Here is a 16,018-nt window from a genome sequence, read left to right as displayed (position 1 = left end):
AAACGTCCTATGGGATACGCAAACCCCAACGACCATCGCCGCGATAAGCGTCACAAGGTCAGCCTCAACAGCACGCTCGACAAGATCACTGCGCGTGCCGCCATCCGTGCCGAGAAGCAGCACGGAACTCTCCTCTACATGCTCGTTGAGTGGGCCGTTGAGAACGGCGCCATCGAGGCGCTGGCCAAGGACAGGAAAGAGTCTAGCGCGGCCTGATGGGCCAAAGGAGGGCCAAGTGCTCGAATACGAAGACCTGAGTCCAGGCGTAAGAGAAAAGATCGAGGAACTAGCTCGACAGAACGGATGGAGTCTCGACAGGGCAGTTGAGGAGCTGGTTATCGAAGGAATCGCCATGGGTGGTTTAACCCTGGCAGTAAGGCCCAAAGCAAAGATTGTCGCGATCAACAACGCGACGAATCTACTGGGCCAAAAAAGGGCCACACCGGACCCGAATTAGCAACGCCAAATTCAAGACACAAAAAAGCCGGGATTGCGCCCCGGCTCATCGTTACAACGTTGTGGAGCGAATCATGACCTACCGTAATTTCAGCGTCAAGGGGTACAGAGAATGAGCGTTCAATCCATGAGTTGGGCGCTTGAACAGAACGATATTATTGACGCTACAGCGCGTCACGTTCTGCTGTGCCTGGCCAACTACGCCGACAAAAATGGGAAGGCTGCCTTCCCTTCGGCAAACAGCCTGAGTGCCGACACAGGGCTTTCCATTCGCACCGTTCGCTACAAGCTGGATTACTTGCTTGAAGTTGGCGCGATCCGTCTTGGCAATCAGGTTATCGCGGCAGCCTACATTGACCGTAATGACCGCCGTCCGATTGTGTATGACCTGTGCGTTGAGCGGGGTGCATCTCCTGCACCCGGTAAGGCACGGGGTGCAAATGAAGACACAACGGGGTGCAGCTCACGACCGAACGGGGTGCAGCTCACGACCGAACGGGGTGCACCAGCTGCGCCCAATCCATCCTATAACCATCCTATAACCATCAATGAACCGAAAGAGCAGGTCGCTGCCGCTCCGGTGAAGTCCGGAAAGTTCGATCCGCTGACTGCCAAGCCGGCAAACGTCAGTGATACCGCATGGGTAGATTGGTGCCAGCACCGCAAGGAAATCCGCAAGCCGCTGACCGCCAAGAGTTGTGAGCAGCAGGCGAAAATGTTGGAGCGTCACTCATCCCCTGATGACGTTCTTTCGAACTCCATTGCCAACGGCTGGACCGGAATCTTCCCCGACAAGACGGCCAGCAATGTTCACCCGTTTCCAAACCAATCGCGCCATACCGGCTTCGACACTCGCGACTACTCCGCTGGCCTGACCCAGCGGGAGGATGGCACTTATGCGTTCTGAAAACGTTATCGCGATGCCAACGGCTGTCGTTGCTGAGCCGCACGCGCAGCCCGCAATGTGCGAAGACCACGGCCCGTTCAGCCAAAAGATCAATGTAATCTTCGGCAAGGAGTTCAAGACTGGCTGCCCTGAGTGCAGCCGTATCCGCCAAGAAGAAGATGAAGCGCGTAAGCAGGAGCGTGAAGCCCTGGAAGCGCGGATTCGCATGGCTGAAAAGCTTGGCGCCGCGCTGATCCCTAAGCGCTTCACTGGCAAGACCTTTGATGCCTACGTGGCGAATACGGCCGAGCAGAAGGAAGCGCTGCGCATCTGCCGCAAATATGCCGACGTGTTCCCAGAGATCTTTGAGTCTGGGCGCTGCCTGCTGTTGCTGGGCAAGCCAGGCACAGGGAAAACCCATCTGGCTGTATCGATCGCCAATCAGATCATGAGCACGAGCAACGCTACGGCGGTGTACCGCACCGTCGGAGGCCTGCTCCAGTCGATACGCGGCACCTACGACAACTCCAGCGACATGAGCGAGAGCCAGATCTTCGCCAGCATGATCAGGCCGTCACTGCTGATCCTCGACGAAATCGGCGCTACCAAGGAAAAGCCGAGCGACTTCGAACTGTCCACCCTGTTCGCCGTCATCAACGGCCGCTATGAGCAGCAGCGCCCGACCATCATCGTCTCCAACCTGAAGGCAGAAGAGTTGTCCGGCGCGCTCGGTGATCGCTGCGTTGATCGTCTGCGCGAAGGCGGCGGCATTGCGGTGAAGTTCGACTGGGAATCACAACGCGGCAAGGAGGGCTTCTGATGGCCGACATCGTAGACCTGGCTGACGGCGTGATCGAGCAGACCCTAGAGCATTCACTGTCGAACATCCCCCGTTACACCGGCATCAGCGCCACTGAATGCGAAGAGTGCGGTGAGGACATTCCTGAAGGCCGTCGCAACGCGGTCCAGGGCGTGAAGCTGTGCGTGGGCTGTGCTGAGCGGGTGGCGCTGGTGAAAAGTGGAGTGCGGAGATTATGAGTAACGTTATCCACACGCCTCGCCACTTCTGGGCTGCCGGCTCCAGCCGAATCCGCGACGTTTTCAAGCTGGCCTACTTGTTTGCCTTCGACCTGTCGGCCCTCGGCGCCGTCGAGATCATCGTCCGCCCCGTGAAGTCCCGTCGCACCCTGGAGCAGAACGCCAAGCTGTGGGCAATGCTGGGCGACATCTCGCGTCAGGTTGAATGGCCGGTCAACGGCATCATGCAGAAGCTCGACAGCGAGGACTGGAAGTCGCTGATGACCGCTGCAGCCCGCCAAGAGATCCGCATGGCTCAGGGCATCAACGGCGGAGTGGTCATGCTGGGGGAGAGCACCAAGCGCATGACAGTGGCCGAACTGGGCGACGTGATCGAGTGCATGTACGTCTTCGGTGCCGAGAAGGGCGTCGCCTGGAGCGAGCCCAAAGGGCAGATGCCAGAGACTTGGGAGGCGGCAGCATGACCACTCTCGAAGAAATCAGCCTGTGCCCGAAAGCGAACCACCAGTACTGGTCGGACCGCGCTCGCTCAAGTCTTTCCTTCATGCGCTACAACTGTGCCGGATCGGCTGATCGACGCCTGGAGCGCGGAGCTTTCCGCAGAAACATGGCGCACCGACGGGCGCAGACCTATCTCGATATGCAGCGTGGGCAGCCGGATATGTTCGAGGTGGCAGCATGAGCCTCCAGTCGAAACCACCCCGCGCCAAAAAGTGTCGCGTCGAATCCTGCGGGGCCTCATTTGTGCCTGCGCGTCTCGGTCAGGCTGTGTGCAGCGTTGCCTGCGCGATTCTGGATGCGCCTAAGAACCATGAGAAGACTCGCAAGGCCCTTGCCGATGTAGGCCGCAAGGAGCTGAGAGCGGACAAGGAGCGCGTTAAGCCGAAGGGGCAGTACATGCGTGAGGCTCAAGCGAGTTTCAATTCCTGGGTGCGCTTGCGTGACGCCGCTCTGGGCTGTGTGAGCTGCGACAAGCCCGCGACCTGGGTAGGTCAATGGCACGCCTCTCACTTCCGCAGCGTCGGGTCATCGCCAGAGCACCGGTTTAACCCGCTCAACGTGCACAAGGCCTGCTCTATCTGCAACAACCATCTGAGCGGAAACATCCTCGGCTTCCTGCCGGAGCTTGAGCGCCGCATCGGCCTGGAAGCAGTCGAGGCCCTATTAGGGCCCAGTGAACCGAAGCGCTACACCATCGAAGACCTGAAAGCCATCACCGCCGAATACCGCGCCAAGACCCGTGAACTCAAGAGGCAAGCCGCATGAACATCCCAAGCGAAGTCCTGATCAATGTGTGGATTGCCTTCTACCTCGTTCTGGGTGGAGGTCTTAGCGCCGCGATTCGCCACGTCCTGCGCAAGGACCAGATTGCGCGGGGTGGGAAATGAAGAAGTCGTCATCGATGTTCAAGCAAATCCAAAAGGCCCGTGCCGCCATGGCTAGATGGCCTAAGGAGTGGCTTGCCGGGCTGCGTATAACCCGTCGTCCTGAGTTTGATGAGTGCTGCGTCAACTTCGACCTTGATCGGATGAAAGAGGCCCTGAAAGGTCCGTTTTATGAATTGCCGCAAGGCCTCACCAAGGAAGAGCTGCGTGCACACCTGATCGCCCACGCCAGAAGCATTGAGGATCGGCCATGAACTGGAAAGGCATCAGCAAGAACTGCCTCTCATCCGATGAAGGCTATCTGGTGAGCCGGTACAGGGTGAAGGAGGGGGTTGTCTTCATCGCACGTACTCCAGCGCCTGCCTCGAAGATTTTGTACTCGGGCGATCACGAAAAGGGCGCCAAGGCGGTATGCATCGAACATTTTGAATCGACACGGGGGAAGGCAGCATGAGCGAATTTGTCCGACAAAGCTTCGAGCGGTGGTTTGCTCAAAAATTCCTGCGCGACACAGGTGCTCATCTGTCATCCGAGGAGATTCAGTCTATGCGCGGTGATGGCGACTACAACGAATTTAGCTACATGCATGGCTGCTGGACGGGCTGGAAAGAGCGCGCAGCCCTGATCCTTACTATTGCGTCGAGCACGGCCAGACCAGTCTGTTCTTCCACCACGGGCACAAGAAGAAGCCGACGGCAGTGGCTGACGTCTTCGTGGCCAAGTTCCGCGACGTCTTCGGTCGCACCCAGCACAGCTACGCGCACCTGGGCCACCTGCACCACGTCGACATCAAGGAAAACAACCTGATGCTCGTCGAGCAGCACCGCACCCTGGCGGCACCTGATGCCTACGCAAGCCGTGGCGGATGGATAAGCGGCCGTGACGCCAAGGTCATCACCTACCACAAGCTGTACGGCGAGGTAGGGCGTCTGACGATCAATTCCGACATGTTGAAAGTGGGGGCCTTATGAGGGACGCCGAAGATCTTTTGACCCACTGGGGTCGCTGGAGCCGTCAGCAGGTTGGTGTGCCGCGCTGCACGTCGCCGTCCTATGTCCTGATGCGGGATAACGTGGAGCAGACGGGCGGACTGCCAGGCGCCGACATCACCGACGAAGAGGCCATGATGATCGACCGCATGGTGGCAGTCATGGCCCGGCGCTGGCCCAAGATGGCGCAGTGCATTACCGTGTACTATCGGGGCATGGACATGACCATGGCCGAAGTCGGCAAGCAGGTTGGCGAAACCCGGCTCAAAGTGCGCGAGTTCATTATCGCCGGGCACGCCTACATCGATGGGTGTCTTGAGATGAGGGAGGCGGCATGACCTATTATTGGAAATTTGTCGTCGTCTATCTATCGATTGTTCTTTTGTGCAGCGCAGTGAATATATATGCCGGGCTTGGCGATGGTATAGCTGCACTGGTATCCGTCATTTTAATTTTCTTGGCTGTCCCTGTTTGGATATTTTGGGCTGGGAAAGGTCAAGCAGATTGACGTGTTAACTTTTTTCTGGCACATTGCCCAAAGATGCGGTTTTACCGCTTCGAAAGACTCATCCCAAGCCTCGCCACAGTGCGGGGCTTTTTTATGTCCGCAATCCACGAGGTGGAAAATGCTTAAGGCTCGCATCAACAGTCGCTACGACCGGTTAGCGCTCCACTTCAACGAAGGCGGCCGCTGGATGACCTTTTCGTTTTGGGCCTTCAACGACTTGTCTATGAAATGCAGCCCGCAAGGCAGCTCTCGCTGGTTGTTCCGCCTTTGGGTGGCTGGGCGCGAGTTTATTCTCCCGTTCAAATCCTCGCGTCGCGTCAAAGACACTCGTTTCTAATTCCGCCGCGCTCCCCAGCGTTTGGCCGCTCACACCGGCCTTTTTTATTCCCTGGAGTCACACCATGGCCGAACCCGCGAGCACTACAGCCGTCGGCGTCCTGCTCGCGAAGTACGGCGTTGTCATTGGTGGGTTTGCCGGAGCATTGGCCTCACTGATGTTTCTGCAAGGCTTGACCCGCAAACAGGCTGCTCTGGCCTTCTTCACCGGCTTCACATCCGCCATCTTCTGCACGCCATTGGCCATTGGGTTCTTCAAGCTCAATGCTGAGGGTGACGGACAATACGGCGTTGCCTTCCTGATTGGCCTGTTGGCCATGAACATCATCCCGGGCCTCAAGGCTCTGGCTGGGAAGTTCGGCGCCACAGGAGGTGCATGACATGCAAACCATCCTTCAGGTCCTCGACGCGTTCCTTTGCGTGCTGGTGGTGATCGCTGCTGCTGAATACCTGCGCCGCATCAGGCCTATGGATGACCCCATCCTAGCGGTAGTCCTGTACGTGATGGCCATCGCAGCGTTTGGCTCGTTCATCTTCAACATCAAGGGCCACCCTGGCAGTCCTTTCACGATGGCGCTGCACGGCGCGATCATCCTCTACGCCATCTCGCGGCGCGGGCATATCTGCACCGCCTCGCAATAGATTGCGCGAATCACCCAAGAACACACGGAATATCAGCACTTCATTGCAGGTGACCCATGGCCAAGACCATCAAGGTTCGCGCCTATCTGCCTTGGTGGTTCAGAACCTACGTCCGGGCCGTCTACGCATTCGCCTACATGGCTGGCCTTGAGGTGGATCAAGACGTCATCCGCGCCCAGGCCAAGCAAGTCACGCGCTACCGCGAGATCGAATAACTGAAGGATTCCAACATGACAGTTAAACCCGACTGGGAGGCCATTGAACGTGCCTACCGGGCTGGTTCTCTTTCGATCCGTGCCATTGGTGAGCTGCATGGTGCAAACCACGCAACGATCCTCAAGCGGGCCAAGAAACACGGGTGGGAGCGAGATCTGACGGAGCAGGTCAGAGCCGCGACTCAACGCAAGGTAACCACTTCGGTAACCACGGCGTTTGGTAAATCTGAAGCGGTTACCAATGCGCAGATAATCGACGAAGCATCTGATCAAGCTGCCGCTCTTGTCCTCTTCCACCGCCACAGCTGGGCGGTGTGGAGTGGGATTGCCACGCGACTGAGCGCGTTCCTCGCCGAGGCGGATATTGATGAGAAGACACATGGCGACTTCGCCCGATCGTTGAATGCAGGCGTTGATGCCCAGCTAAAGATCATCAAGGGCCAGCGCCAGGCTTACAACCTGGGCGACGACAACGGTGAAGGCGGTAACGCTACCGATCAGAGCCTGACCATCAGCTTCGTCAAGCCAAATGGCAATTGAGTTCCCCGACAAGCTCGCGTTCCTGTTCGAGCCGCACCGGTACAAGGTGGCATACGGCGGGCGGGGTAGCGGCAAGTCATGGAGCTTTGCCCGTGCGCTGCTGATCCAGGGCGCACAGAAGCCGATGCGCATCCTTTGCGCTCGCGAGATACAGAAGAGCATCGCTGATTCGGTGCACAAGCTGCTGTCTGACCAGATCGCGGCCTTGGGGTTGGGTTCGTTCTACGACGTCCAGCAGGCCTATATCAAGGGCAGGAACGGCACAGAGTTCAGCTTTGCCGGGATACAGCAGCACACGGTCGATTCGATCAAGTCCTACGAGGGCGTCGATGTCGTCTGGGTCGAAGAGGCCCACGTTGTGGTGAAGAAGAGCTGGCAGGTGTTAGGGCCAACCATTCGAAAGTCTGGCTCCGAGGTCTGGGTCACGTACAACCCACAGCTCGAATCAGACGAGACGCACAAGCGCTTTGTCATGACGCCACGTCCTGACTGCGTGGCGGTCCTGATGAACCACAGTGATAACCCGTGGTTCCCGGATGTGCTTGAGCAAGAACGCTTGCACGACTTGGCGACCATGAAGCCAGAACAATACGCCCACATCTGGGAAGGTAAGTGCATGCCGGCAGTTGAAGGCGCCATCTACTTCGAGCAGATGAGTCAGGCCGAGTCGCGCATTGCCAACGTGCCGCACGACGGGCTGCTGAAAACGCACGTCATCTTCGACCTGGGTTGGAATGACGCAATGACGATCATCCTGGCGCAGAAGGTGGCCGGCGAGATCCGCTTGATCCACTACATCGAAGGCCATCAGCGCACGCTGGCCGAGTACAGCGCTGAGCTCAAGGGCTTGATGCTGGATGGCCAGCCGATCAACTGGGGGCATGTCTACCTGCCCCACGACGGCTACGCCAAGCGCCACCAGAGTGGCAAGTCTGATGCCGAGGTGATGGGTCAGCTCGGGTGGTCGGTCCTCCCAGTGCCGAACATGCACGTCGAGACAGGTATCAATCGCGTCCGCGAAGTCTTCCCTCGGGTCTACTTCAACCGTGATCGCACGGCGCGGCTGGTGGAGTGCCTCAAGCGCTACCGCCGGCAGATCAATCAGCAGACCAACGAGCCAGGCGCACCACTGCATGACGAATACAGCCACGGCGCTGACGTGATGCGCTACCTGTCCATCGTCACCGACCAGCTCAGCAACAATGAGTGGGGTGGCAAGCTCAACTATCCGAAAACAAACAACGCATAAGGGCATGAAATGACTAAGGGTCTGACCGAGGACGAACTTAAGGCCTTGGTTGAGGCCGAGATGCGCCAGTCGCTTGGGTATTCGTCGTCCAAGCTGAGCCAGGCGCGCCAGAAGTCGATGTACTACTACCTTGGCCTGCCCGTGGGTGACTTGTCGCCGCCTGAGGTAGAGGGTCGGTCGTCTGTGGTCTCTACCGACGTGCGCGACACCATTGAATCCATGATGCCGCAGCTGATGGTCACGTTTATGGGCTCCGACACTGTGGCCGAAATGGAAGCCACCAAGCCCGGCGACGAGATGAAGGCTGAGCAGGCTACCGAATACTGCAACTACCTGTTCACCAAGAAGAACAACGGCCACCGCATCGCTTACACGTGGATGAAGGACGCGCTGCTCCAGAAGAACGGCATCATCAAAGTCTGGTGGGACAAGCGCAGCGAAGAAACCCGAGAGGAATACCGCGGCCTGTCTGAAGTCGAGCTTACCCAGCTTCTGGAAGACGATGAGGTTGAAGTAACAGAACAGTCCACGTCTGTAGACGAGGATGACCAGGAGCAGCGTCAGCAGGCGATAGCCCAACTGGCACAGCAAGCCCAGGCGCAACCGCAGTCCGCGCCTCAGGTCATGCAGCAGATTCAGATGATCCAGGCGCAGCCACCCAAGCTGGTTTACGACGTCGTCTGCAAGCGCACCAAGACCGAAGGTAAGGTGTGCATCGAGAACGTGCCGCCCGAAGAGTTCCTGATTGCGCGCAATGCCAAGGACATCGAATCGTCCAGCTTTGTTGGGCAGCGTGTGCAGTACTCGCGGTCTGAACTGAAGTCCATGGGCTACAAAAACGTGGATGACCTCACCTCGCAAGATGGCGATCAGGCTGTGAACTCCGAGCGCATCCAGCGCCTGAGCTACAACGACGAGAACGCCTACGCCGACGACAACGGTGATGGCGACAAGAGCCAGGACCTGATCTGGGTCGTTGAATCCTATGTGCGCTGTGATTATGACGGCGACGGCATTGCTGAGCGGCGCAAGGTCACGATGGCCGGCAATGTGCTTCTGGACAACGAGGAAGACGACGGCGTGGCGTTCATCTCGATCACGCCCGTTCCGCTGCCTCACCAGTTCTTCGGCCTCTCCATTGCTGATCTGGCCATGGAGAGCCAAAAGACCAAGACCAGCATCCTTCGCTCCCAGCTCGACAACATGTATCTGGCCGTCAATGGCCGCTATTTCGCCGTGGAAGGGCAGGTCAACCTTGATGACCTGCTGACCTCGCGCCCAGGTGGAGTTGTGAGGGTCAAGCAGATCGGCGCTGCCGGCCGTCTCGATCAGGGCGCACCAGACATTGGCAACTCCATGCAGATGATGGAGTACATGCAGCAGGACTTGGAGAACAAGACCGGCTGGACGCGCTACAGCCAAGGCAATGATAGGGCTGGCCTGACTGACACGTACGGCGGGATGAATATCCTGACCAATCGCGCCGACATGCGCCTCGACCTGATCGCCCGCAACTTTGCCGAGGGTTTCGCTGAGCTGTTCAAGAAGATCCTGAAGCTCGTCTGCCAGTACCAGCAGAAAGAACAGATCGTCAAGCTCACCGGTGGCTGGGTGCCAATCGACCCACGCGAGTGGAGCAACCAGTTCGATGTGTGCATCAACGTCGGCATTGGCATGGGCAACAAGGACCAGAAGATTCAGCACTTGACCATGCTGGGCCAAGTACAGGCGCAAGGCCTGGAGATTGGCATCGCAACCCCGGACAACATCTATCACGCGGCTACCGAGCTCTCCAAGCAGCTCGGGTTCAAGAACGCGGACAAGTTCTTCACCGATCCGTCGAAGCAGCCGCCGCAGGACAAGCCTGACCCTGAGCAGCAGAAGGCTCAGGCGCAGATGCAGGTCGAGCAAGCCAAGATCCAGTCATCCATGCAGATGAAGCAGATGGAGCTTCAGCACAGTGCCCAGCTTGATCAGGCCAAGCGCGACCATGAGCTTCAGATCGAGCAGGCGAAGATGAGCATGCAGGCTCAGGTCGATGCCAACCGCCAGCAGGTCGAGGCCGATCAGAAGACGCTCCAGAGCCAGCAACAGGCTCAGCTTGACGCGCTGAAGGACGAGCAGAAGACCCAGCAACTGGCCATGCAACTCGACTTCGATCGCTGGAAGGCTGAACTCGACGCCGAAACCAAGATCGCCGTGGCGCAGATTGCCCAGCAAACCACGCTGAACGCCGCGCAGATGAAGTCGGCACAGGAATTCGAACAGCCAGGGGCGACCGATGGCAACGCTTGAAGAGCGGATCTATGAAGGCAACAGAGCCCGCGAGTGCCTCGAAAACGAGGCGTTCATCTGGGCATTCGAAGGGTATGAGCAGGAGTTGACCGAAGCATGGCGAACCTCACCGGCAAGAGACGCGGAGGGTCGGGAGAAGATTTACCTGTCGCTCCAGCTGCTGAACAAGCTGAAAGCCAAGATCACGCAGAGCCTGGAGACGGGCCAGTTAGCGGATCTGGAGTTGCAGCACAGGAAAACACTCGCGGACCGCGCCAAAGAGATCTTGCGGTTCTGAGGGCCTACCTCACTGGCCAATCCGTAATCATTCGCAAATGAATCCCATAGGGGACAATCAATGAGCATGTTTATTCACCGCGCACTCGGCCATTTCCTCCTGAACGAAGCCGGCGGCGACAGTGGCGGCGGCGCGCTTGACGTCAATGGCGGCGCGATGGCGCTTGCTGCGTTGCTTGACCCGCCAGCCAATGCCGATGGTGATGCTGGCGCGAACGCCGACGCTAATGCCGACGCCGTTCAAGACCAGAACACTGACATCGATGTCGATGCTGACGTCGATGCGGATGTAGATGCAGACAGCGACACCGATGGCGAGCCGCAGACCTTCACCGTCAAGATCGACGGCAAGGAGGTCGAGGTATCACTCGACGAGCTGAAAAACGGCTACCAGCGTCAGTCGGATTACACCAAGAAGACGATGGAAGCCGCCGAGCAACGCAAGGCTGCCGATGCCGAAGTGCAGAAGGCCCAGCAGGAACGCCAGCAATATGCCGGCGAACTCCATCGCATGGCCGTTCAGCTCGAAGGCGTCCTGCAACAACAAGGTCAAATCGACTGGAACGCACTGATCGAGTCAGATCCGGTGGAGTACCTGAAACAGCAGCAACTCTATCAACAGAGACAAGCGCTGTATCAGCAAAACATGTCGGAGCAACAAAAGCTCGCTCAGCAGTTCCAGACCGAACAGGCACACGCCCACCAAAGTTACCTGGCCCAGCAGCAGGAAGACCTCCTCGCCAAGCTCCCGGACTGGAAAGACGATGCAAAGGCCGCAGCCGAGAAAGCTGCCATTTCGAAGTTCCTGCAAGACCAGGGCTTTGAAGCTGGCGATATTTCGACCATTGCCGACCACCGCCACGTGCTTGTAGCGCGCAAGGCGATGCTCTACGACCAACTGATGGCCAAAGCCAACGTGCAAGCCAGAAAGGTCCAGGAAGCGCCCCAACGGGTGGTCAAGCCAGGCGTAACAGTAAACGGTAACGCTGACGGTCGCACTGCTGCTGCAAAGCGGCACGCGAAGTCAGGGACCGTTGAATCTGGCGCCGAGGTCTTTCTCCAATTCATTGATTAATCCCGGAGCACCATCATGCCCGCACCCACCAATACCTTCCTCACGACTGCCGCAATCGGTAACCGTGAGGACCTGACCGACACCATCTATCGCATCTCCCCGACTGCCACGCCGTTCATCTCGCTGGCATCCAAGGGCACTGCGTCCAACACCCTGCACGAATGGCAGACCCAGGATCTGGCTGCCGCAGTGAGCAACAACGCCCAGGCAGAAGGTGATAACGCCTCCGCCAAGGTTGTTACGCCAAGCGTGCGCCTGAACAACCGCACCCAGATCTCGACCAAAACTGTGGTCGTGTCCGGTACCCAGCAAGCGATGAACCCGGCCGGCCGCAAGAATGAACTGGCTTACCAGCTCAGTCTGGCTGCGCTGGAACTGCGCCGCGACATGGAAAGCTCGGCTACTCAGCTGGACGTGACCGCTACCGCTCCGCGTCAATCTCGCGGCCTGGTCGGTTGGGTCGTGGACAACGTGAACCGCAACGGCGGCACCCTGGCGTCGTACACCGGCAACACCGGTCGCACCAAGGGCACCGCGATTGCATTCACCGAGGCGCGCCTGAAAGACGTGTTGCAGAAGTGCTTCACGGCTGGCGGTGATCCGGATTCGATCCTGCTGCCGCCTGGCGCCAAGCAAACCTTCTCCACCTTCACCGGCAACGCCACCCGCTTCGACAAGAGCGAAGATGCCAAGCTGTTCGCCTCGGTCGACGTGTATGTGTCGGACTTCGGCGAGTTGAAGGCGATCCCTTCGCGCTTCCAGGATGCGAACGATGTGTTCGTTCTCCAGGCAGACAAGTGGTCGATCAACTACCTGCGCCCATTCAGCACCATCGAGCTTGCCAAGACCGGTGACGCTGAGCAGCGCGAACTGGTGGTTGAGTGGACTGTTGAGGCTCGTGCTCCGAAAAGCTCCGGAGCTATCTACGACGTCCTCTGATCCTGAGGCATTGACCCAAGGGGAGCTTCGGCTCCCCTTTTCTTTGAGGAGAATTTGACATGCCCATGATCAAACAGAATGCCGACAGCTCGCTCGGCATCGAGGGCGCGGCGGGCGGCGACGGCGGGTTCCTGCCCGTCACGTTGCTCTACCTTGCCACGACTGTCGACTGCACGCTGTTCACCGCTGACCGCCCCTACGTCGTCAAGGCCATTCGTGGCCGCGTCGATGTGGCCGGCACAGGTGGTGCGTGCACCGCTGTCATCCGCAAGGTGCCCAGCGCTACCGCCATCACCTCGGGTACCGCACTGCACACCGGCAGCTTCAACCTCGTCGGCACCGCGAACGCCCAGCAAGCGCTGACCCTCTCGGCCACGGCCAGTGACCTCCTGTTGGCCGCTGGCGACTCGATCGCCTACGACCTGACTGGCACTGCCACTTCGGCTGTTGGTTCCATCAGCGTGACCCTCAACCCGGCCTGACCAAACGCCCTCCGGGGCGTTTTTCTTTGGAGCCTCGCCCATGAGCAATACCTTCGAGAATGCCATGACGGTGGTCGCGCCTGGCGTGGCTATCACTACGTCTGTCGCATCGGCCAGCGCCACTATCCCGCTGGATTCGAGCGGCAACGTGCCGAAATACATCCGCATCAGCGCCAGCGCCTCTTCCTATGTGCGCATCGGCACCGGTACGCCGGTTGCTGTGGCGGGCGATCTGATGGTGCAGCCGGGTGACGCCGTGATTCTGCCCACGTGCGGCTACACCAAAGTCGCGGCGATCTGGGTGTCGGCGTCAGGCGGCGCCGTGTTCTCTGGTGCCGGATCGGTGCAAATCTCTCCGTTGGAGAATGCGTGATGCGCGACCTCGACACGAAGTTCCATTTCCACGATGGGAGCATGACGGTCGAGCGCACGCAGGACTGCACGCCTATCGCCGAACACACCAAGGCCCTGCACAACGCCGGGATGCATGGCGGGTCGGAAATGAAGCACGCGGCCAAGATCCCGTTCGTGATCATCGAGGACTACTGCAACAAGCACGACATCACCTTTCACGAGTGCATGGCCAATAAAGAGCACATACGCCGGATGCTCAACGACCCTGACTTGTCCGTGTTCCGCATCTGGAAGGGCAAAGTATGAGCATCACCAACTACTCGGAATTGCAGGCGTCCGTGGCGTCCTGGCTCAATCGTGGTGATCTGACCGCCAATATCCCCGACTTCATCACCCTGGCCGAAGCGCAACTGTGCACTGACCTGAAGACCCGCGCCATGGAAGCCAAGACCACGCTTGTCACGGTCGCTGGCGTAAATTCCGTATCGCTGCCGACGGATATGCTCGAGATGCGCCGCCTGCAAGTGCTGGGCACCTACAATCAGCCGCTATCGTATCGCTCTCCCGACGAAATCAGCGTTGATTTTTCCTCGAATACCGCCGGCCAGCCTGTGGTTTTCACCGTGATCGGTGGAAATATAGAGCTCGCGCCAATCCCTGACGCGGTGTATTCGCTGGAGCTGACCTATCAGCAGCGTATCCCGGCGCTATCAGCTTCCAACATCACCAACTGGCTGCTGAGCGCCTGGCCGAACGCCTACCTGTATGCATCGCTGCTTGCCGCGACTCCATTCATCATGAACGATGCACGCATCGGTACCTGGGCCCAGCTTTATAGCCAGGCCGTCAACAGCATCAATGGGGTGGATTGGTACAGCGGTTCAACCATGACGGTTCGCGCCCGATGATTCCGCTGACTGGTTTTGCGCCGGATGCGGACGTGACGACCCCTGGGCTACTCACCGATTGCGTCAACCTGATTCCGTACCTGAATGGCATGGAAGGTGCGCCCGAGCCGGTCACCCCAGCATCAACGCCTGCCCTGGCGGCTGCATGCATCGGCGCCGCCGTAGTGTCCAAGCTGGATGACACCCGCAGGATCATCGCTGGCACCGCTACCAAGCTCTATGAATTGTCCGCTGGGGCCTGGGCCGACGTTTCCCGTGCCGCCGTGTACAACGGCGGGGTTGACACTCGTTGGTCAATTACACAGTTCGGCGACGCTACGTTGTGCGCGAACCGGGCTGACGTCATTCAACGCTCAACCGGTGCGGCCTTTGCTGACATTTCTACAGCGCCCAAGGCCGAGGTTTTATTTACCGTTGGCGCGTTTGTCATGGCGCTCAACACCAATGACGGCTCTGAAAAGCCAGACGGTTGGCATTGCTGCGCCGCTTTTGATGACACGTCCTGGACGCCCAGCCTGGCAACCCAAGCAACGTCTGGGCGTCTTGTGGCTACCTCTGGCCGGCTGACCGCCGGGATGCGACTCGGCGAGTACGCCATCGCTTACAAGCAGCGTTCAATCTATCTGGGTCAGTACGTCGGCGCTCCCACTGTCTGGAACTGGATACAGGTCCCGGGCGGGGATGCTGGCTGCATTGGCAAGGAAGCAATTTGCGATATCGGCGGCGCGCACTTCTTCGTCGGTGATGACAACATCTGGATTTTCGACGGCACTCGCCCTATTCCTGTAGCGGACGGGTATGTCCGGCAGTTCTTTTTCGACCATTCGAACCCCTCGTACCGTTACCGGACGATTTGCGTATTCGATCGCCAAAAAAACCTTGTGTGGGTGTTTTACCCATCGCTTGGCTCTATCACGCCTGACGCTGCGCTGGTGTATCACGTAGTGGCAAAGAAGTGGGGTGTCGCGAATCGGAGCATTGAGGCGGCGCTGAATTATGTGTCCGGCGGCATCACGATTGATGGGTTGTCGGCAATTTCGTCAACCATTGACGGTCTGTTCTCTTATTCATTCGATTCGCAGTTTTGGCTTGCTGGTGGCAAGTCGATGTCGATCTTCAGCACCTCGCACCAGCTTCAATCGATGACCGGAGTATCGACGTCCAGTTCGATGACGACCGGGGATGTTGGCGATGACGACGCGGTTTCGGCCCTGAATAAGATCCGATTGCGCTATGCGTTGGCACCGACCTCCGCCAACGTGCAGACCTTCATCCAACAGAACTCCGGCGTTGGCTTCATTGCCGCCGCCACGGGCTCTGTGTTGGACGGGAAGTTCGACATGCGCCAGTCGGCGCGCTGGCACAAGGCGACGTTCTCTTTCACAGGGGCTGTGAAGGTCACCCACATGGACGCAGAAATTACGCCTGCCGGGATGCGATGAATC

The 16,018-nt window shown here is 58.7% G+C and carries 28 protein-coding genes; all 28 read left to right on the top strand.

What is annotated here, in order from left to right:
* Positions 1-9: 9 nt before the first annotated feature.
* The 28 genes from HB680_RS25695 (at position 10) to HB680_RS25565 (ending at position 16,015) form a co-directional block, all read left to right on the top strand.
* Positions 10-216: a hypothetical protein gene (locus tag HB680_RS25695; protein WP_213941214.1), complete on the top strand. Its 207-nt coding sequence runs from the start codon at positions 10-12 to the stop codon at positions 214-216.
* 19 nt (positions 217-235) lie between these two features.
* Positions 236-457, top strand: a complete 222-nt coding sequence (locus tag HB680_RS25690) for a hypothetical protein (protein WP_213941213.1) — start codon at positions 236-238, stop codon at positions 455-457.
* A gap of 111 nt (positions 458-568) precedes the next feature.
* The gene (locus HB680_RS25685) at positions 569-1,363 is read left to right on the top strand and encodes a helix-turn-helix domain-containing protein (RefSeq protein WP_213941212.1); all 795 of its coding nucleotides are present in this window, start codon (positions 569-571) and stop codon (positions 1,361-1,363) included.
* Positions 1,353-2,162 carry an ATP-binding protein gene (locus HB680_RS25680; RefSeq protein ID WP_213941211.1) on the top strand — a complete coding sequence of 270 codons (810 nt, stop codon included), beginning with the start codon at positions 1,353-1,355 and terminating at the stop codon, positions 2,160-2,162. Before HB680_RS25685 ends, HB680_RS25680 begins: the two co-directional genes overlap by 11 nt.
* Complete coding sequence (locus HB680_RS25675; protein ID WP_213941210.1) at positions 2,162-2,380, top strand: TraR/DksA C4-type zinc finger protein; 219 nt, start codon at positions 2,162-2,164, stop codon at positions 2,378-2,380. Before HB680_RS25680 ends, HB680_RS25675 begins: the two co-directional genes overlap by 1 nt.
* Complete coding sequence (locus HB680_RS25670) at positions 2,377-2,844, top strand: recombination protein NinB (protein ID WP_213941209.1); 468 nt, start codon at positions 2,377-2,379, stop codon at positions 2,842-2,844. The genes HB680_RS25675 and HB680_RS25670 overlap by 4 nt, the downstream gene beginning before the upstream one ends.
* Positions 2,841-3,062 (top strand): hypothetical protein, encoded by a 222-nt coding sequence (locus HB680_RS25665; RefSeq protein ID WP_213941208.1) that lies wholly within the window; start codon positions 2,841-2,843, stop codon positions 3,060-3,062. The genes HB680_RS25670 and HB680_RS25665 overlap by 4 nt, the downstream gene beginning before the upstream one ends.
* Positions 3,059-3,646 carry a recombination protein NinG gene (locus tag HB680_RS25660; RefSeq protein WP_213941207.1) on the top strand — a complete coding sequence of 196 codons (588 nt, stop codon included), beginning with the start codon at positions 3,059-3,061 and terminating at the stop codon, positions 3,644-3,646. The genes HB680_RS25665 and HB680_RS25660 overlap by 4 nt, the downstream gene beginning before the upstream one ends.
* On the top strand, positions 3,643-3,768 hold the full coding sequence (locus HB680_RS32930; RefSeq protein ID WP_256735623.1) for a hypothetical protein: 126 nt from the start codon (positions 3,643-3,645) through the stop codon (positions 3,766-3,768). Before HB680_RS25660 ends, HB680_RS32930 begins: the two co-directional genes overlap by 4 nt.
* Positions 3,765-4,019, top strand: a complete 255-nt coding sequence (locus tag HB680_RS25655) for a hypothetical protein (protein WP_213941206.1) — start codon at positions 3,765-3,767, stop codon at positions 4,017-4,019. The genes HB680_RS32930 and HB680_RS25655 overlap by 4 nt, the downstream gene beginning before the upstream one ends.
* Positions 4,016-4,219 carry a hypothetical protein gene (locus tag HB680_RS25650; RefSeq protein WP_213941205.1) on the top strand — a complete coding sequence of 68 codons (204 nt, stop codon included), beginning with the start codon at positions 4,016-4,018 and terminating at the stop codon, positions 4,217-4,219. Before HB680_RS25655 ends, HB680_RS25650 begins: the two co-directional genes overlap by 4 nt.
* 244 nt (positions 4,220-4,463) lie before the next feature.
* Positions 4,464-4,736, top strand: a complete 273-nt coding sequence (locus tag HB680_RS25645) for a hypothetical protein (protein ID WP_213941204.1) — start codon at positions 4,464-4,466, stop codon at positions 4,734-4,736.
* Complete coding sequence (locus HB680_RS25640) at positions 4,733-5,092, top strand: antiterminator Q family protein (RefSeq protein ID WP_213941203.1); 360 nt, start codon at positions 4,733-4,735, stop codon at positions 5,090-5,092. The genes HB680_RS25645 and HB680_RS25640 overlap by 4 nt, the downstream gene beginning before the upstream one ends.
* Positions 5,089-5,262 (top strand): hypothetical protein, encoded by a 174-nt coding sequence (locus HB680_RS25635; protein ID WP_213941202.1) that lies wholly within the window; start codon positions 5,089-5,091, stop codon positions 5,260-5,262. The genes HB680_RS25640 and HB680_RS25635 overlap by 4 nt, the downstream gene beginning before the upstream one ends.
* Positions 5,263-5,663: 401 nt before the next feature.
* Complete coding sequence (locus HB680_RS25630; protein WP_213941201.1) at positions 5,664-5,978, top strand: peptidase M48, Ste24p; 315 nt, start codon at positions 5,664-5,666, stop codon at positions 5,976-5,978.
* A gap of 1 nt (position 5,979) precedes the next feature.
* On the top strand, positions 5,980-6,240 hold the full coding sequence (locus tag HB680_RS25625) for a hypothetical protein (protein WP_213941200.1): 261 nt from the start codon (positions 5,980-5,982) through the stop codon (positions 6,238-6,240).
* Positions 6,241-6,296: 56 nt separating this feature from the next.
* Positions 6,297-6,455 (top strand): hypothetical protein, encoded by a 159-nt coding sequence (locus tag HB680_RS25620; RefSeq protein ID WP_213941199.1) that lies wholly within the window; start codon positions 6,297-6,299, stop codon positions 6,453-6,455.
* A 15-nt stretch (positions 6,456-6,470) separates the two neighbouring features.
* Positions 6,471-6,995 carry a hypothetical protein gene (locus HB680_RS25615; RefSeq protein ID WP_213941198.1) on the top strand — a complete coding sequence of 175 codons (525 nt, stop codon included), beginning with the start codon at positions 6,471-6,473 and terminating at the stop codon, positions 6,993-6,995.
* Entirely contained in the window at positions 6,985-8,244 is a 1,260-nt protein-coding gene (locus tag HB680_RS25610; RefSeq protein WP_213941197.1) for a PBSX family phage terminase large subunit, read from the top strand. Before HB680_RS25615 ends, HB680_RS25610 begins: the two co-directional genes overlap by 11 nt.
* Before the next feature lie 9 nt (positions 8,245-8,253).
* Positions 8,254-10,539: a hypothetical protein gene (locus HB680_RS25605; RefSeq protein WP_213941196.1), complete on the top strand. Its 2,286-nt coding sequence runs from the start codon at positions 8,254-8,256 to the stop codon at positions 10,537-10,539.
* Positions 10,526-10,816: a hypothetical protein gene (locus tag HB680_RS25600; RefSeq protein WP_213941195.1), complete on the top strand. Its 291-nt coding sequence runs from the start codon at positions 10,526-10,528 to the stop codon at positions 10,814-10,816. Before HB680_RS25605 ends, HB680_RS25600 begins: the two co-directional genes overlap by 14 nt.
* 60 nt (positions 10,817-10,876) lie before the next feature.
* On the top strand, positions 10,877-11,890 hold the full coding sequence (locus HB680_RS25595) for a hypothetical protein (RefSeq protein WP_256735622.1): 1,014 nt from the start codon (positions 10,877-10,879) through the stop codon (positions 11,888-11,890).
* Between the two features lie 15 nt (positions 11,891-11,905).
* Entirely contained in the window at positions 11,906-12,829 is a 924-nt protein-coding gene (locus HB680_RS25590; RefSeq protein WP_213941194.1) for a DUF5309 domain-containing protein, read from the top strand.
* Between the two features lie 59 nt (positions 12,830-12,888).
* Positions 12,889-13,311, top strand: coding sequence for a hypothetical protein (locus tag HB680_RS25585; protein ID WP_213941193.1), 423 nt, complete (start codon positions 12,889-12,891; stop codon positions 13,309-13,311).
* A gap of 40 nt (positions 13,312-13,351) precedes the next feature.
* Positions 13,352-13,684, top strand: a complete 333-nt coding sequence (locus HB680_RS25580) for a hypothetical protein (protein WP_213941192.1) — start codon at positions 13,352-13,354, stop codon at positions 13,682-13,684.
* Positions 13,684-13,971 carry a hypothetical protein gene (locus HB680_RS25575; protein WP_213941191.1) on the top strand — a complete coding sequence of 96 codons (288 nt, stop codon included), beginning with the start codon at positions 13,684-13,686 and terminating at the stop codon, positions 13,969-13,971. The genes HB680_RS25580 and HB680_RS25575 overlap by 1 nt, the downstream gene beginning before the upstream one ends.
* Positions 13,968-14,573, top strand: a complete 606-nt coding sequence (locus HB680_RS25570) for a hypothetical protein (protein WP_213941190.1) — start codon at positions 13,968-13,970, stop codon at positions 14,571-14,573. Before HB680_RS25575 ends, HB680_RS25570 begins: the two co-directional genes overlap by 4 nt.
* Positions 14,570-16,015 (top strand): hypothetical protein, encoded by a 1,446-nt coding sequence (locus HB680_RS25565; protein WP_213941189.1) that lies wholly within the window; start codon positions 14,570-14,572, stop codon positions 16,013-16,015. Before HB680_RS25570 ends, HB680_RS25565 begins: the two co-directional genes overlap by 4 nt.
* Positions 16,016-16,018: the final 3 nt, after the last annotated feature.

The sequence above is a fragment of the Pseudomonas sp. dw_612 genome (assembly GCF_018449725.1).
Classification (GTDB): Bacteria; Pseudomonadota; Gammaproteobacteria; order Pseudomonadales; family Pseudomonadaceae; genus Aquipseudomonas.
The sequence above is the reverse complement of the archived record's forward strand: the minus strand, read 5'-3'. Positions and strand labels throughout refer to the sequence as shown.

Bases quoted from the DNA above. Each gene is read 5' to 3' on its own strand.
- HB680_RS25655 (WP_213941206.1), top strand. From the start codon at position 3,765: ATGAAGAAGTCGTCATCGATGTTCAAGCAAATCCAAAAGGCCCGTGCC.
- HB680_RS25670 (WP_213941209.1), top strand. From the start codon at position 2,377: ATGAGTAACGTTATCCACACGCCTCGCCACTTCTGGGCTGCCGGCTCC.
- HB680_RS25685 (WP_213941212.1), top strand. From the start codon at position 569: ATGAGCGTTCAATCCATGAGTTGGGCGCTTGAACAGAACGATATTATT.
- HB680_RS25680 (WP_213941211.1), top strand. From the start codon at position 1,353: ATGCGTTCTGAAAACGTTATCGCGATGCCAACGGCTGTCGTTGCTGAG.
- HB680_RS25650 (WP_213941205.1), top strand. From the start codon at position 4,016: ATGAACTGGAAAGGCATCAGCAAGAACTGCCTCTCATCCGATGAAGGC.
- HB680_RS25635 (WP_213941202.1), top strand. From the start codon at position 5,089: ATGACCTATTATTGGAAATTTGTCGTCGTCTATCTATCGATTGTTCTT.
- HB680_RS25665 (WP_213941208.1), top strand. From the start codon at position 2,841: ATGACCACTCTCGAAGAAATCAGCCTGTGCCCGAAAGCGAACCACCAG.
- HB680_RS25580 (WP_213941192.1), top strand. From the start codon at position 13,352: ATGAGCAATACCTTCGAGAATGCCATGACGGTGGTCGCGCCTGGCGTG.
- HB680_RS25570 (WP_213941190.1), top strand. From the start codon at position 13,968: ATGAGCATCACCAACTACTCGGAATTGCAGGCGTCCGTGGCGTCCTGG.
- HB680_RS25590 (WP_213941194.1), top strand. From the start codon at position 11,906: ATGCCCGCACCCACCAATACCTTCCTCACGACTGCCGCAATCGGTAAC.
- HB680_RS25585 (WP_213941193.1), top strand. From the start codon at position 12,889: ATGCCCATGATCAAACAGAATGCCGACAGCTCGCTCGGCATCGAGGGC.
- HB680_RS25610 (WP_213941197.1), top strand. From the start codon at position 6,985: ATGGCAATTGAGTTCCCCGACAAGCTCGCGTTCCTGTTCGAGCCGCAC.
- HB680_RS25625 (WP_213941200.1), top strand. From the start codon at position 5,980: ATGCAAACCATCCTTCAGGTCCTCGACGCGTTCCTTTGCGTGCTGGTG.
- HB680_RS25565 (WP_213941189.1), top strand. From the start codon at position 14,570: ATGATTCCGCTGACTGGTTTTGCGCCGGATGCGGACGTGACGACCCCT.
- HB680_RS32930 (WP_256735623.1), top strand. From the start codon at position 3,643: ATGAACATCCCAAGCGAAGTCCTGATCAATGTGTGGATTGCCTTCTAC.
- HB680_RS25575 (WP_213941191.1), top strand. From the start codon at position 13,684: ATGCGCGACCTCGACACGAAGTTCCATTTCCACGATGGGAGCATGACG.
- HB680_RS25695 (WP_213941214.1), top strand. From the start codon at position 10: ATGGGATACGCAAACCCCAACGACCATCGCCGCGATAAGCGTCACAAG.
- HB680_RS25615 (WP_213941198.1), top strand. From the start codon at position 6,471: ATGACAGTTAAACCCGACTGGGAGGCCATTGAACGTGCCTACCGGGCT.
- HB680_RS25605 (WP_213941196.1), top strand. From the start codon at position 8,254: ATGACTAAGGGTCTGACCGAGGACGAACTTAAGGCCTTGGTTGAGGCC.
- HB680_RS25595 (WP_256735622.1), top strand. From the start codon at position 10,877: ATGAGCATGTTTATTCACCGCGCACTCGGCCATTTCCTCCTGAACGAA.
- HB680_RS25620 (WP_213941199.1), top strand. From the start codon at position 6,297: ATGGCCAAGACCATCAAGGTTCGCGCCTATCTGCCTTGGTGGTTCAGA.
- HB680_RS25630 (WP_213941201.1), top strand. From the start codon at position 5,664: ATGGCCGAACCCGCGAGCACTACAGCCGTCGGCGTCCTGCTCGCGAAG.
- HB680_RS25660 (WP_213941207.1), top strand. From the start codon at position 3,059: ATGAGCCTCCAGTCGAAACCACCCCGCGCCAAAAAGTGTCGCGTCGAA.
- HB680_RS25600 (WP_213941195.1), top strand. From the start codon at position 10,526: ATGGCAACGCTTGAAGAGCGGATCTATGAAGGCAACAGAGCCCGCGAG.
- HB680_RS25675 (WP_213941210.1), top strand. From the start codon at position 2,162: ATGGCCGACATCGTAGACCTGGCTGACGGCGTGATCGAGCAGACCCTA.
- HB680_RS25640 (WP_213941203.1), top strand. From the start codon at position 4,733: ATGAGGGACGCCGAAGATCTTTTGACCCACTGGGGTCGCTGGAGCCGT.